At 37.5% G+C, this 13397-nt stretch carries 15 protein-coding genes; 12 read left to right on the top strand and 3 right to left on the bottom strand.

Annotation, left to right across the window (positions count from 1 at the left end):
* Positions 1 to 160: 160 nt before the first annotated feature.
* The 7 genes from RM553_RS02310 to RM553_RS02280 all read left to right on the top strand — a co-directional run bounded on the left by RM553_RS02310 (position 161) and on the right by RM553_RS02280 (position 6181).
* Positions 161 to 1024 (top strand): sigma-70 family RNA polymerase sigma factor, encoded by an 864-nt coding sequence (locus RM553_RS02310; protein WP_072552879.1) that lies wholly within the window; start codon positions 161 to 163, stop codon positions 1022 to 1024.
* 220 nt (positions 1025 to 1244) lie between these two features.
* Positions 1245 to 2114: an SDR family oxidoreductase gene (locus tag RM553_RS02305; protein ID WP_311533357.1), complete on the top strand. Its 870-nt coding sequence runs from the start codon at positions 1245 to 1247 to the stop codon at positions 2112 to 2114.
* Positions 2114 to 3535 (top strand): phytoene desaturase family protein, encoded by a 1422-nt coding sequence (locus RM553_RS02300; RefSeq protein WP_311533356.1) that lies wholly within the window; start codon positions 2114 to 2116, stop codon positions 3533 to 3535. Before RM553_RS02305 ends, RM553_RS02300 begins: the two co-directional genes overlap by 1 nt.
* Before the next feature lie 57 nt (positions 3536 to 3592).
* Positions 3593 to 4027 (top strand): BLUF domain-containing protein, encoded by a 435-nt coding sequence (locus RM553_RS02295; protein WP_311533355.1) that lies wholly within the window; start codon positions 3593 to 3595, stop codon positions 4025 to 4027.
* A gap of 71 nt (positions 4028 to 4098) precedes the next feature.
* Entirely contained in the window at positions 4099 to 4509 is a 411-nt protein-coding gene (locus tag RM553_RS02290; protein ID WP_311533354.1) for a BLUF domain-containing protein, read from the top strand.
* A gap of 42 nt (positions 4510 to 4551) precedes the next feature.
* On the top strand, positions 4552 to 5214 hold the full coding sequence (gene rpe, locus RM553_RS02285; RefSeq protein WP_311533353.1) for a ribulose-phosphate 3-epimerase: 663 nt from the start codon (positions 4552 to 4554) through the stop codon (positions 5212 to 5214).
* Positions 5201 to 6181 carry a YpdA family putative bacillithiol disulfide reductase gene (locus tag RM553_RS02280; RefSeq protein ID WP_311533352.1) on the top strand — a complete coding sequence of 327 codons (981 nt, stop codon included), beginning with the start codon at positions 5201 to 5203 and terminating at the stop codon, positions 6179 to 6181. The genes rpe and RM553_RS02280 overlap by 14 nt, the downstream gene beginning before the upstream one ends.
* A 49-nt stretch (positions 6182 to 6230) precedes the next feature.
* Here RM553_RS02280 and RM553_RS02275 read toward each other — a convergent pair whose 3' ends face one another.
* From RM553_RS02275 to RM553_RS02265, 3 genes are all read right to left on the bottom strand, one after another.
* On the bottom strand, positions 6231 to 7694 hold the full coding sequence (locus tag RM553_RS02275; RefSeq protein ID WP_311533351.1) for an aldehyde dehydrogenase family protein: 1464 nt from the start codon (positions 7692 to 7694) through the stop codon (positions 6231 to 6233).
* Between the two features lie 205 nt (positions 7695 to 7899).
* Positions 7900 to 8259: a hypothetical protein gene (locus RM553_RS02270; protein ID WP_311533350.1), complete on the bottom strand. Its 360-nt coding sequence runs from the start codon at positions 8257 to 8259 to the stop codon at positions 7900 to 7902.
* A 294-nt stretch (positions 8260 to 8553) separates the two neighbouring features.
* Positions 8554 to 8916: a hypothetical protein gene (locus RM553_RS02265; protein ID WP_311533349.1), complete on the bottom strand. Its 363-nt coding sequence runs from the start codon at positions 8914 to 8916 to the stop codon at positions 8554 to 8556.
* Between the two features lie 1283 nt (positions 8917 to 10199).
* Here RM553_RS02265 and RM553_RS02260 point away from each other — a divergent pair.
* The 5 genes from RM553_RS02260 (at position 10200) to RM553_RS19680 (ending at position 13389) form a co-directional block, all read left to right on the top strand.
* Positions 10200 to 10406 carry a hypothetical protein gene (locus tag RM553_RS02260; protein ID WP_311505125.1) on the top strand — a complete coding sequence of 69 codons (207 nt, stop codon included), beginning with the start codon at positions 10200 to 10202 and terminating at the stop codon, positions 10404 to 10406.
* A 328-nt stretch (positions 10407 to 10734) separates the two neighbouring features.
* Positions 10735 to 11283, top strand: a complete 549-nt coding sequence (locus RM553_RS02255) for a hypothetical protein (protein WP_311533348.1) — start codon at positions 10735 to 10737, stop codon at positions 11281 to 11283.
* A 5-nt stretch (positions 11284 to 11288) separates the two neighbouring features.
* Entirely contained in the window at positions 11289 to 12044 is a 756-nt protein-coding gene (locus RM553_RS02250) for a hypothetical protein (protein WP_311533347.1), read from the top strand.
* A 377-nt stretch (positions 12045 to 12421) separates the two neighbouring features.
* Entirely contained in the window at positions 12422 to 12976 is a 555-nt protein-coding gene (locus tag RM553_RS19685) for an SH3 domain-containing protein (RefSeq protein WP_432271443.1), read from the top strand.
* Between the two features lie 164 nt (positions 12977 to 13140).
* Entirely contained in the window at positions 13141 to 13389 is a 249-nt protein-coding gene (locus RM553_RS19680; RefSeq protein WP_432271442.1) for a DUF4236 domain-containing protein, read from the top strand.
* Positions 13390 to 13397 lie beyond the last annotated feature (8 nt).

Raw genomic sequence — 13397 nt, 5'->3', positions numbered from 1 at the left:
GCCCGCAGCGACTGAAAGGAGCGAGGACTTGAAGCGAAAAGCCCGGCCCGAAGGGAGGCGCCCTGAAAATTTTTTTAAGTTTTTTTGTAACATTACGACTACTCCTTACGTATAAACCAGTACAAGAGCTATTCATATTAAAATCCAAGGAGAAAGATAGATGAGACAACTTAAAATTACGAAGCAGGTAACAAATCGTGAAACTGCTTCGCTGGATAAGTATTTGCAAGAAATTGGTAAGGTTGATTTGATTACTGCCGATGAAGAGGTAGAATTGGCTCAGCGCATTAAAGCGGGTGATAACCGTGCTTTGGAAAAACTGACCAAAGCGAATTTACGTTTTGTGGTTTCGGTTGCAAAACAATATCAAAATCAGGGATTAACGCTTCCCGATCTTATTAATGAAGGAAATTTAGGACTGATTAAAGCCGCGAAACGTTTTGATGAAACCCGTGGTTTTAAATTCATTTCTTATGCCGTATGGTGGATTCGCCAGTCGATTTTACAGGCTTTAGCAGAGCAGTCGCGTATTGTGCGCCTGCCGCTGAACAAGATTGGTTCGATTAACAAGATCAACAAAACCTTTGCATTTTTGGAGCAATCCCACGAACGTCCTCCAAGTGCAGAAGAGATCGCCAAAGAGCTGGACATGACCATTAACGACGTAAAGGAATCGATGAAGAATTCCGGTCGCCACGTGTCTATGGATGCTCCATTGGTGGAAGGTGAGGATTCTAACCTTTACGACGTTTTACGTAGTGGGGAATCACCAAACCCGGATAAAGAGCTACTTCACGAATCGCTTAGAACCGAGATTGAGCGTGCATTAGAAACCCTAACTCCTCGTGAGGCCGATGTAATTCGACTTTATTTTGGCTTGGGAGACCAACATCCCATGACTTTGGAAGAGATTGGCGAGACTTTTGATCTAACAAGGGAAAGAGTTAGACAAATTAAAGAAAAAGCCATAAGAAGGTTAAAACATACTTCCAGAAGTAAGATTCTAAAAACTTACTTAGGATAAGATATTTAAGATGACAACAGTTTAGTGCCGGAGTGATGACCGGTATGAAAATAACTGTTCGTTTTTTGATTGATGAATGACCCCGGAGTGATGACCGGGGTTTTTTCTTTTTGGAATTCTTTTTCTTTCAACTTCAACGGAAGCTAAACATGTGTTAATCAACTATATTCTTTTTATTTTTTCTACAATTTCTGTGTATTTTTTCCATTAAAATTCCGGTATGGACAAACAGAAAAAAATTTTGGTTGCAGGAGCTTCCGGCGCTTTGGGCCTGGAAATTGTAAAATTTATGAGCGAACAGGGCTACGAATTAAGGGTTCTCACAAGCTCTGATGACGGGGAGCAGAAACTCACTCCATATAGTAACGATATATGGAAAGCAGATGCCAGTAAAGAAGTGTCCCGTATTAAAGATATTACCGCAGGAATTGATACCGTGGTTTCGGCATTGGGAAATAGTGTAAGCCTGTTCACTCCCAACAAGGAATCTTTTTATGAGATAGATTACCAGTCTAATAAAAACCTTCTGCAGGACGCAAAAAAGAACAATGTTAAAAGATTCGTCTATATTTCTATTAAAGGTGCAGACAGCAATAAGGATTATACTGTGGCCAATGCCCACAAGCTTTTTGAACAGGAACTGCGTGCTTCTTCCATAGAATATACCGTTTTAAGACCGGTAGGTTTTTTCTCAGGAATCCATGATCTGGCCATAATGGCAAAACGAAATGTTATTCCAATAGTTGGAGACGGAAGTGCTAAAACCAACAGTATCCATCATGAAGACCTGGCCAAAGTGGTGGTACGTTATGTAGATTCCGGCCCGGAATTGATTGAAGTTGGAGGACCAAAAATTCACACCCGCCTGGAAATGGCAGAAATGATACAGGAAGCCATTGGCGGAAAAATTATCAAAATCCCTGAAATAGTTGCTGATGCAGGGCTGGCACTCCCTAAATTCTTTGACGACTTTCATGATAAACTCGATTATTTCAAGTACATTACTACAAGGGATATGATTGGTGAACAGTATGGAACTACTACCTTTAAAGAATATTTAAGTAACCTTGATAAAAATCAGCTGCCTTAATGGATAATAAATATGATGCGATAATAATTGGGAGTGGTTCAAATGGTTTATCGGCAGCGATTCATCTTCAGCAAAAAGGTTTAAGAACAGCTGTTTTTGAACAGGCATCTATTCCAGGGGGAGCAACAAAAACCCTGGAAGTCACCCTGCCCGGATTCAAACACGATATAGGATCAGCCATTCTTCCACTAGGCTATGCTTCTCCGTTTTTGCGAACATTACCACTGGAGGAGCACGGACTGGAATGGATTTTTCCAGATATCCCCTATTCTCATCCTTTTGCTGATGGTTCTGCACTTGCCTGTTATAAGGACATTAATATGACCGCAGATCAAGTACCCGAGGATGCCAAAGCCTATAAGAGTCTTTTTGAACCTATTATTAATGACTGGCCGCATATAGAAAATAATCTGTTAGGACCTTTAAAGTGGCCAAAGCATCCATTGAAATTGTCTAAGTTTGGCCTCAAAGCTTTTACATCTGCCCATAGCCTGGTAAATCATTATTTCAAAAATGAAAAAACAAAGGTGTTTTTTTACGGTTCGGCGGCACACTCGACTTTGCCCTTAACAGGAGTTGCCTCATCTTCCTTCGGCCTTGTTTTAACAGCCATGGCGCATAAATATGGATGGCCGTTTCCAAAAGGAGGTGCAGGGAAATTTATTGAGGCCATGCTCTCTTACTATAAATCTATGGGAGGGGAAATAAATTTCAACCAAAAAATTACTCATATTGAAGATTTGCCAGAAGCAACATCTTATATTTTCGATTTAACCCCAAAGCAACTTCTGGAAATCAAAGGCACAAATTTCCCCGATCTCTATCGTAAAAGAATGGGAAATTATAAATATGGCGCGGGAGTTTTTAAAATGGACTGGGCATTAAGCGAACCTATTCCGTGGCTGAGTGAGAAGTGTAAAAAATCTGGTACTGTTCACCTGGGCTACAGCCAGGAAGAACTGGAACGGTCTGAAAATTCCACCCACTACCACAGCACAAATAAAAACCCTTATGTCCTGTTGGCCCAACATTCCATATTTGATCCTACCAGAGCGCCGGAAAATAAACATACTGCATGGGCCTACTGCCATGTACCCAATGGAAACACCAGAGATTATATTGCAGAAATAGAGGCACAAATAGAAAAAGCCGCTCCAGGTTTTAAGGAATGTATATTAGCAAGATCTACCATGAATACACAGGCCTTGGAAAATTTTAACCCTAACCTGGTGGGCGGTGATATAAATGGCGGCAGCCAGGATATTACCCAGCTTTTTACCAGGCCAATAACGAAATTCTCCCCCTACTCCACGCCGAATCCCCGGGTGTATATTTGTTCATCCTCCACTCCTCCTGGTGGTGGCGTACATGGCATGGGTGGATATAGTGCAGCCGAGAAGGTTCTTCGTGACCACTTTTAGAATTTTAAATAGCCTAAATCCAACAAGCCTTTTGAACAATTCTTAAAATTTGTTATCTTGTTCTTTAACATCAATACATTTAAGATGCGCCATGCCATAAGTTATGTAAGCACCGCCAGGAGGGAATTATCTTCCCAGGAAGTAGAAGAAATTTTAAAAATCTCAGAAATTAATAACAACAATAATAATATCACCGGCCTGCTGCTTTTTTCTGAAGGAAATTTTTTTCAGGTGTTGGAGGGTGAAGAGCATTCCATTTCAGATCTATATGAGAAAATAAAGCAGGATAAAAGTCATCATAGCATTATCAAAATCTTTGAAAAACCTATTAACAAAGAATCTTTTGAAGAGTACTCCTGTAAATTTCTTTCTTCTGAAGTAGGCTATGAGGGTAAAGCCATAGACCGGTATCTAGAAAATATTAAGAGCCTGGATAACTCTACACAAAAAGCCATAAAAAATCTTCTCGGCTCTTTTATCGCTAAAAATTGATAATACAACTTTTGATTATCCCTTCTTTACATCCCGGTTATTTTCCTTATTTTTAATTAAAACCTGTTAAAATGCGATACGCTGTTTGTTATGTAAGCACGGCAAATCCTTCTATAAAAAGATGGGAAATAGAAGAGTTGTTATTGCACAGCAGGAAAGAGAATAATGCTACAGGTATTACGGGATTACTTCTATATTCTGACGGTAATTTTCTCCAGGTGATGGAAGGTGAAAAAGAACAGATTCAAAAGTTGTACAGGAAAATTAAAGAAGATAAAAGACATCATAACCTAATCCGTATTTTTGGCAGGGAAATTAATAAGGAATCTTTTGACGGATATGATGTGGACTTTGTTTCTGAAGAAACCAAATACAAAGAAGAAATTTTACAAGGATACTTAGACCATATCAAAGTACTGGATGAGAGCTGCCAGAGAGTGGTTAAGGGTATTTTAAAGACTTTTATATATTCAAATAATTAGTTTTATTCTTGTTACTTTTGTTGTCGCAACACAACAAAAGCTATGACAGAAAAATTAATTGCCCCTTCTCTTCTCGCTGCCGATTTTGGCAATCTTCAAAGGGACATAGAAATGGTTAATGGCAGCGCTGCAGACTGGTTTCATATCGATATTATGGATGGTGTTTTTGTCCCTAATATCTCCTACGGAATGCCGGTGCTTGAAGCAATCTCCAAACATGCCGCCAAACCTCTGGATGTCCATCTTATGATTGTTGAGCCGGACAGGTACATTAAGAAATTCGCGAAACTGGGCGCCCAAAATCTTACCGTTCATTTTGAAGCATGCACCCATTTACACCGTAGCCTCCAGGCTATTAAGACTGAAGGAATGAAAGCGGGCGTTGCGATAAACCCTCATACTAATGTAGATCTATTGAAGGACGTAATAAAAGACATTGATATTGTCCTCATCATGAGTGTGAACCCAGGTTTTGGAGGTCAGAGCTTTATCGAAAATACTTATAAAAAAATAAAGCAATTGAAGGAGTTGATCCTTCAAAACAATGCTGCTACCCTTATTGAAATTGACGGTGGGGTTAGTGATAAAAATGCTTTAGAACTTGCCAAAGCCGGAGCAGATGTACTCGTTGCGGGCAGTTTTGTTTTTAAAGCTGAAAATCAAATAGGAACCATTAAAAACCTGAAGCAACTTGCCAACTCCTGAAAAAATACACGATATAGTCATTATAGGTGGCGGCCCTATAGGGATTGCCTGCGGACTCGAAGCTGAGAAAAAAAATCTGGATTACCTCATCCTGGAAAAAGGTTGCCTGGTAAATTCGCTTTACCACTATCCCACGAATATGACCTTTTTTTCCACATCGGAAAAACTGGAATTAGATAATATCCCTTTCATCAGCACCAATCCAAAACCTAAAAAAGCTGAAGCTCTTGAATATTACAGGAGGATTACCACTTCCAATCAGTTAAATATAAATTTATTTGAAAAAGTTGATTCCGTAGAAAAACAGGAGAATGACCTTATAAAAATCTCTACTGTAAAAGCCGATTATTATGCGCGAAATGTTATTATAGCGACTGGGTTTTATGATATTCCTAATTACCTGGATATCCCGGGCGAAAACCTGCCAAAGGTTTATCATTACTATAATGATCCTCATTACTATGCCACCCGCAAAACCGTGGTTGTGGGCGCCAGTAATTCGGCCGTGGATGCTGCGCTGGAGATATACAGAAAAGGTGGGGAGGTTACCATGATTGTTAGGAAACCTGAAATTGGCCGGCGCGTAAAATACTGGGTACGGCCAGATATCGATAACCGAATTAACGAAGGCAGTATAAAAGCCCATTTTAGTGCAAAGCTTCTGGAAATAAGGAAAAATGAGGTAGTAATAGAAACTCCGGAGGGCAAACAAACCATGGAAAATGATTTTGTCCTGCTAATGACGGGCTACAGGCCTAATTTTGCTTTCTTGGAAAAAACAGGCATTAAACTTTCTGAGGATGGAAAAAAAATCCCTCAGTATAACCCGCAGACCATGGAAACAAATATGGAGAATATTTACCTCGCAGGAGTGATTTGTGGCGGAGTGGACACGCACAAATGGTTTATCGAAAACTCAAGGATCCATGCAAAAATGATAATGGAGCATATTACAACAAAAAGCTAGGCACCATAGAAACTGATGCCTGGCTTAACTTTTATTAAATCATAGTTATTTATGCAAACGGAGCGTAATTCCGTGGCTGATGTTGCACGGTTATCCACTGTAGTCGCGTGAATTCTTCAAGTATAAAATCACCATTAAAACGGCCTATTCCGGAACCTTTTTCTCCTCCAAATGGGGCGTTAGGCTCATCATTTACCGTTTGGTCATTGATATGGACCATTCCTGTTTCTATTCTTTTGGCGAAAGCAACCCCTTTTTCAGTATCTTTAGTAAACACCGCGCCGCTTAAACCCTGCGCCTTGGAATTGGCAATTTTAAGAGCCTCTTCCTCTGTAGAGAATCTTATAACAGGAGCCACGGGACCAAATATTTCATTGTCGGCAATGGGCATATCGTCCCTTACGTTATCAATAATTGTCGGTTCGAGTATATTACCTTTATTTTTACCTCCTATTCTGATAATTGCACCATCACTGGCACTTTTATTCAGATCTTTCAGGATCCTTTCTACCTGGTCATGATCTATAAGAGGACCTATAAGTGTATCTTTTTCGGAAGGATTACCCGATTTTAACTTCCTGGTCTTCTCTACAAATTTCTCTACAAATTCTTCAGCAATATCCTCCTGCACCAGCACGCGGTTTATGGCCATACAAATTTGCCCCTGGTGCATAAATTTACCAAATACCACCGCATTCACTGCTTTGTCGATATCGGCATCTTTCATAACCACAAAAACGTTGTTTCCTCCAAGTTCCAGAGAAGTCTTTTTTACTGCCTGTCCAGCAAGTTTTCCTATATTTCTTCCAACTGCAGTACTTCCCGTAAAAGATATTAATTTTGGAATAGGATGCTCAACAAAAGCATCTCCAATGGATGAACCTTTGCCTATTACCACGTTAAAAACCCCATTTGGAAGCCCGGCTTCTTCAAAAATTTTGGCTGCCAAAGTAGCACCGGTTACAGGGGTTTGGGAGGAAGGTTTCAGCACAATGGCATTACCAGTGGCCAAAGCAGGTGCTATGGAACGCATGGAAAGGTTTAAAGGGAAATTCCACGGGCTTATAATTCCTATTACCCCTAATGGTTTTCGGTAAGCCCTGCTTTCTTTACCCGGGGTGATGGAATCAAAAATAAACCCATGCATACGGGTAGGGAAAGATGCTGATTCTTTCATTATCCCGAGGGTTATTTGTATTTCCACTTCAGCCTTTATTCGCGTACTCCCGGCTTCCTTTATGAGCCATTCAATAATTTCTTCTTTCCTTTGGGTGATTAGCTGAATGGCATTCTGGATAATTTCAGCACGTTTCTGCGGAAGAGTTTTCCCCCATTCTCCTGCAGCATTTTGCGCTGCTTTGTATGCCGCATCCACATCGGCTTCATTCGCGCCTTTAACCTTATGTATTTCAGATTCATCAAACGGATTGAGATTGGTTATGCTTGAATCGTCAATTCCATCCTGCCAGTTTCCTCCAATAAATTGCTTGTTTAAATTCGTGTACTTTTCCATAATCTTTTATTTTTAAGTTATAGAAAAGTAGCGGACCAGTCCGTTAAACAAGCATTAAATAAATTAAATATGTCTTAATGGAATCCAAGCCCGGGATAATCTGATAATTTTATTAATAAAGTTAATCTCCATCTGCATTCCCCTGGGGATTGATCAATAAAATAAATAACAGAGGCTACAAAACTAATAATGTTTTCCCGTAACTTTACATTACAACCACCCGGCTTATTGAAGTAGAATTCCTGCTATTAATAAGGCTTCCGTAGAATTCAAGATCACACCTGTTATTTTTAAATTTTCCCCCAAGCCACTCCTGCGCTTTTGCCAGAGGAAAAGAATAAACCTGGATTGCAGGATAGGATTGCCGGGACTTGGACTCGTTTATACCAATTTCTATTATCTTCCTTTCCTTGTTATAATAAACATATTTAGCAAGAAAATTATGTTTAACGAGCTCTATAAAATCTTGTGAAAGCTCCTTTTGTTCCATACATTCCTGTACGTACTCATTAATAAGATTTTGTAAAGAAGTTTTAATCTCTCCTGCTTCTAAATATGCTAACATAACAATAAAAATTTGATGATTTACAAGAGTAATTTAATAAAAGATTTCGCATGAATCACCAGAGGAGCACTTCTAAAAATGTTAATTATCAAGCTGTTAAAACTCATATTCCCAAACAGGCTCTTATTTGTATATTATAAATTTTACCCTAAAAAATTATCATCCTGTCAAAGTAGCAGATCGGCTTCCTGTTTGAAAATAACGCTGTGGGATAAATTTTTACCGGATGAGGAAATAAAAAAGCGGCTCTTGAATACAAAAACCGCTTTCCAAAAATTTCTTCTGATAAAAAATCTACTGAAGCAATACCACATCAGAAGAATTTAAAATATCATTTTTATTTAGAAGTTTTCCATAAAATTCGAGATCGCTATTTTCCTCTTTACAGGATTTTGCTACCCAGTCTTCTGCCGACTTCAAAGAAAATTGATAAACTTTTATTTCGGGATAAACCGATTTAGTGTCTGAAACTTCTATTCCTATTTCAACTGTCTTAGCTTCCTTATCATAAACAACATATTCTGCAAGAAAATTATGTTTGATAAGGTTTATAAATTCAGGAGAAAGCTTCCCGCAGTCTTCGCAATCCTTCACGTATTGCTTAATCAGCACCTTTAGGGATGCTGCAATTTCATCTTTATTTAAATATGAAGCCATAACTTTTATTTTTGTTGTGAGATAAAAATATTGCTTCCATACTTCCTGAAAAACATTTTAAGCAAGGTTTAACTTCATTATTTAAATTATTCGTAAAAAGATGGCCGGAATTTTATGGGAATTAGTTTTTAATCCAGCGATGCAGTTTTTCTAAAAGCATTTCAATAGCCACGGCTACAAGCAGAATAAATTAAATTTCCAGCAAATTTTGCGGTGAGAAAGGCGTTAATAAGATAAGTCTGCCAATTCCGTAATTTGATATATTGAATCTTTAGGAATTTTAGCTAACATCAGTTTTCTCCTAAAACCTTAAAAACCACGCTAATCCTGAGATTTGCGTGGTTTTAATAAGAATTGTTATTCTTAAAAGTGATCCCCACGGTACAAAACTCGAACCATTTATTAGATGATTTAAAGCTTTTGGCGGAGATGTTGGCTGCATAATTACTAATGGGGTCTTTTAAAATAACTGACTATTAAAATATTTGCAAATAAGAACATTTATGGTTCATTTTAAACCGTAAATGTTCTTTGACTTTTTAATCATTAACTTTACCCTAACCTTTTTTAGTCTATATTACTGTCTTTATATCTTGCACTGTGCTGGCTATCATATAACTTGTCAAGTGAGAAATTGTAAGAGTGATGTTTAACGTGCTATACTTGCCGCTTAACAACTGATAGGGTCTTTCAAAACAATTGATAATGAAGGATTTATTTATAATCAGCAAATTTATGGCCCCATTGTGGCTCGTTTGACCCCTTTATGACCCCATTGCTGTTTTGGAGCGAAAAATATACGAAGTTCCCTTTCCTGTTGTTCCTTTTCATTCAACAAATTCTTTATCTATCAGTTCCTGTAAAGCACGGGTATCCGTCTTTTGGATATATTTTCAAGTTTCTGATATTCCGCATTATTTATAGAACCGTGTATACAATATAGAGTGAGCTAATCTGGAATAAACAATAGATTAATGCAAAAGTTTTATTTAATAGATATTGGGAGAATGATATAATCAAAATCTACATTGATTCTTGACCTCTATCACGGCAACGAGGTGACCTACCGCACCAAAAAAATACCTTAATGTGTTAATGAATATTTGCTCAATACTACGCAATGATTCTTTTTAAGGTCATAGAACAAAACATCTCTATGGAGATCTTTCAATGATAATTCTCCATTAAAGTTCTAAAAAAATTCCATTGCTTTACGAGAAACCGTAAACAACTAACCTTCAACAGCTTTAACTTTGTAAATATTAACCTAAAAACACACAGTTATGGAACGTTATTATTTAAACACTCAGCCGCAGCCAAACGGAGATCGGGAGGTTCATAAAGAAAGCTGCAGGTATGCACCAGGAGTAAGTAACCGAAAAGATTTAGGATTTCATGCAAACTGCGAATCGGCAGTAGATAAAGCCAAACAATCTTACAACCAGGTAAACGGTTGTATTCATTGTTCACCACGTTGCCACACCAGTTAATTCTATTTTCCACCAAAGATATAAAGAAAATAAATTCCCTGTTCAGCATACACGGAATAATTCCTTAAAATCTACCAAATCAATTCATAGATATGATAACAATCACAGCTATTAAACCAGGACCAAAACCCAAAAAAGATGATGGAACACCAGATAAAAGAAGGCGTGTTACACCTGATAGTAAACCTAAACATCCTAAGCTAAGACCTCATAGGCACAAGCCTGGAGATTAGAGAAATACTTCTATTCTTTAATCATTAATCATTACGGTATTTCTTAATTAAACTTCTTGAGCTCTAATTTTAAATAAACCTAACTACTCATTTTCATGAAAAAAACACTTACCATTCTTGCCCTTTTAATAACAACATATAGTTTTTCACAAGACGCCCAGACAGAATCTGAAGATGTAAAAACTAAAATGGAAGCGTTTGCTTCAAAAACAGGTGTTATTACGAAATTCACAGATTCCAATCTGAGTAATTTAAAATCTTCTTACACAGTCGCGGAAACCAGAATTAGAAAAATAAATAGTGGAGATAACGCTAGCTACTTTTATCAAATTGAAAAACCTGATAAATATGGAAGTTCAACAGCCTCCATTGAATATTCTGATTTATTAGAAGTAATAAAAGCCTTTAATAGTTTAAAATCTGAAGTCGAAAATGATGTAAGTGCAGGACCAGATTATTTAGAAAATAAATTTATAACGGAAGACGGGTTTCAGTTAGGTTATTTCATATCCAAGGGAAAAGCCACCTGGTACATAAAATTGGAAAAATATGGTTCAGATAAAACCCTATTCATAAACGATCTAGAGAGAATAGAATCTAATTTTATTGAAGCTAAAAATAAAATTGAAGAACTGAAAAGTTAAAAAAAATGCCATTAATTAATTCTTCCTTAAAGCATCCCCTCAAACTTATGAGATCAAATTACATTTTCATTTTAATCCTGGCTATTTTCATTAGTTCCTGTGGAAAAAGTAAAACAAAAGTAGAACAGTACAAAGCACAGTTAGCCCAAATACAGAAAGAAGCTGCAGCTCAAGAGGAACAGGAAAGAATTCACCAGGAAAAAATTGAAGTTGGTGATTCTAAAAAGAAGATATTTCTAACAAACGAGCTTGATAGGGTTAAAAAGATTTTGCAAGAAGAAGAAAATAATCTGGCAGAAATTGAAGAATTTCAAATAGGCAGATCCAGTTCCACCAAAGAAAGACAACTTTTTGAACAGCAGAAACAAATCAAAAAAATAGAAAACTACATTACGAGTATTGAAGAAGAAATTTCTCTTATCCATTTACACCAAACCTTCGATTTTCAAGACTCCCCGGAAGGTGTATTAGGATATATTTTTAAAGCCGCAGAAGAACGGGAATTTGATAAACTTAGGCACCTACTCGATCCATACTTCGAGAATGATGCTGATGCAGGGGGTATTGGTTGGGTGCAAATGCAACCGGCTGAGATGCAGGACATATTTGTAGATAATTTTAAAACCGGCAGAATAAAGGGTGAAACTGAAATGGAAAATAATACGGCTAGAATTGAGATAGCGATGGGTTCAAGTTCAGCCAGGCTTAAGAAAATTACGCTTGTAAAAAGGATGGACAAGTGGTACTTATCAAGTCTCTAAAGATTTTCAGGGCGATTTGAAAATTAGGATAGAATCTCATATTGCACAAAGCTAAAAGCCACACCTTTACGCTAATTTCAGAATCGAATAGTCGGAATATCCGACCACTTTTAAAATTCCATATAGCTCTCTCTAAGGAAAGTAGTTAATCGAATTGTCCACAAAAAATCAGTCCATTACGCGATGTCGTAAGGTACAGAAAGCCAACTTCAATAATTTTACCGTATAACCTAAAAATAAAATTATGGCAGTTAAACACACACCCTCAGGTGAAGTTCACGTGGGGAACAAAGGGGGAAGAACCGGTTGTGGAATCAACACTCAAGAAAAAGCTGATCATTGGATAAATACCAATGAAAGAATAACCTGTTCCAGAAATGGATGTAAGTAACATTTATACAAATACTAATCTCAGAAGAATGAAAAACTTGTTCTTTTTTTTGTTTTTGACTCTCACTCCTGCTCTTCTGATCGGTCAAAATGATTTAGCCATCTCTTCTTGTTGTAGTGGAGAAAATGCAAAATGTACCGGCTCATCTTATTGCAGAGCCTGTACTAACTGCAGCAGGTGTGGACACTGTAACAGTGGAGGGTCCTGCGGAGTATGTTCAGGAAGTACCAGTGGCACACGCTATAAATCTTCCTCTATTTCCCGAACTACAGGTTCACAAACAAACAACACTCCAATGAGAGACTTTAATATGACCGACGATACAAAATCGAAAAATTATTTAAAGTTACTGATTGTAGACGCCCAAACATTAAACCTCCGAAATGGACCAGGTACTAACTATTCGGTTAAGGTCAAATTGCAAAAGAATCAAGAACTGTTATTTCTTGCTAAGACAGGAGATTGGCTAAAGGTGAGAACGCAAAACGGTCAATTGGAAGGTTTTGTTAATTCTAATTACATCCTAATTTCAGAAGAGTAAACTTAACAATTTCAAAGGCATACTCTCTCAATTAACAACACCCGCCATCACGTTGGTGGGTTTTGTTTTTCCTCCAAATACCATACTATTTTTTTTATTCTATACGGAAACCCGTAAGATTTTTACAAAACAATCACTTAGGTTTGACTACAAATCAAGAAGTTATGGGATTTCGCTACCAAAAAAGGATTAACCTCGGGAAAGGTATAGGATTGAATATTAGTAAGTCGGGTATATCTCCAAGTATAAGAACAAAAGTAGGGTCTATAAGCTCCAAAGGATATTCTGTGAGAACGGGAATCCCCGGTGCCACATATAGAAAAAGCTTTTCTAAGAGCTCAAAAAGTGGATGTGTATTAACACTCCTCATCTTTATCACCCTAACCTTCACCAGTGTATACTTAATCATTTAATCGTACCA

The sequence above is a fragment of the Autumnicola tepida genome (genome assembly GCF_031846485.1).
In the GTDB taxonomy this organism is placed as follows: Bacteria; Bacteroidota; Bacteroidia; order Flavobacteriales; family Flavobacteriaceae; genus Autumnicola; species Autumnicola tepida.
Note: the sequence above shows the minus strand (reverse complement) of the source record. Positions and strands in the feature narration are given on the sequence as shown.

Bases quoted from the DNA above. Each gene is read 5' to 3' on its own strand.
- RM553_RS02310 (WP_072552879.1), top strand. From the start codon at position 161: ATGAGACAACTTAAAATTACGAAGCAGGTAACAAATCGTGAAACTGCT.
- RM553_RS02305 (WP_311533357.1), top strand. From the start codon at position 1,245: ATGGACAAACAGAAAAAAATTTTGGTTGCAGGAGCTTCCGGCGCTTTG.
- RM553_RS02300 (WP_311533356.1), top strand. From the start codon at position 2,114: ATGGATAATAAATATGATGCGATAATAATTGGGAGTGGTTCAAATGGT.
- RM553_RS02290 (WP_311533354.1), top strand. From the start codon at position 4,099: ATGCGATACGCTGTTTGTTATGTAAGCACGGCAAATCCTTCTATAAAA.
- rpe (WP_311533353.1), top strand. From the start codon at position 4,552: ATGACAGAAAAATTAATTGCCCCTTCTCTTCTCGCTGCCGATTTTGGC.
- RM553_RS02275 (WP_311533351.1), bottom strand. From the start codon at position 7,694: ATGGAAAAGTACACGAATTTAAACAAGCAATTTATTGGAGGAAACTGG.
- RM553_RS02270 (WP_311533350.1), bottom strand. From the start codon at position 8,259: ATGTTAGCATATTTAGAAGCAGGAGAGATTAAAACTTCTTTACAAAAT.
- RM553_RS02265 (WP_311533349.1), bottom strand. From the start codon at position 8,916: ATGGCTTCATATTTAAATAAAGATGAAATTGCAGCATCCCTAAAGGTG.
- RM553_RS02260 (WP_311505125.1), top strand. From the start codon at position 10,200: ATGGAACGTTATTATTTAAACACTCAGCCGCAGCCAAACGGAGATCGG.
- RM553_RS02255 (WP_311533348.1), top strand. From the start codon at position 10,735: ATGAAAAAAACACTTACCATTCTTGCCCTTTTAATAACAACATATAGT.
- RM553_RS02250 (WP_311533347.1), top strand. From the start codon at position 11,289: ATGCCATTAATTAATTCTTCCTTAAAGCATCCCCTCAAACTTATGAGA.
- RM553_RS19685 (WP_432271443.1), top strand. From the start codon at position 12,422: ATGGATGTAAGTAACATTTATACAAATACTAATCTCAGAAGAATGAAA.
- RM553_RS19680 (WP_432271442.1), top strand. From the start codon at position 13,141: ATGGGATTTCGCTACCAAAAAAGGATTAACCTCGGGAAAGGTATAGGA.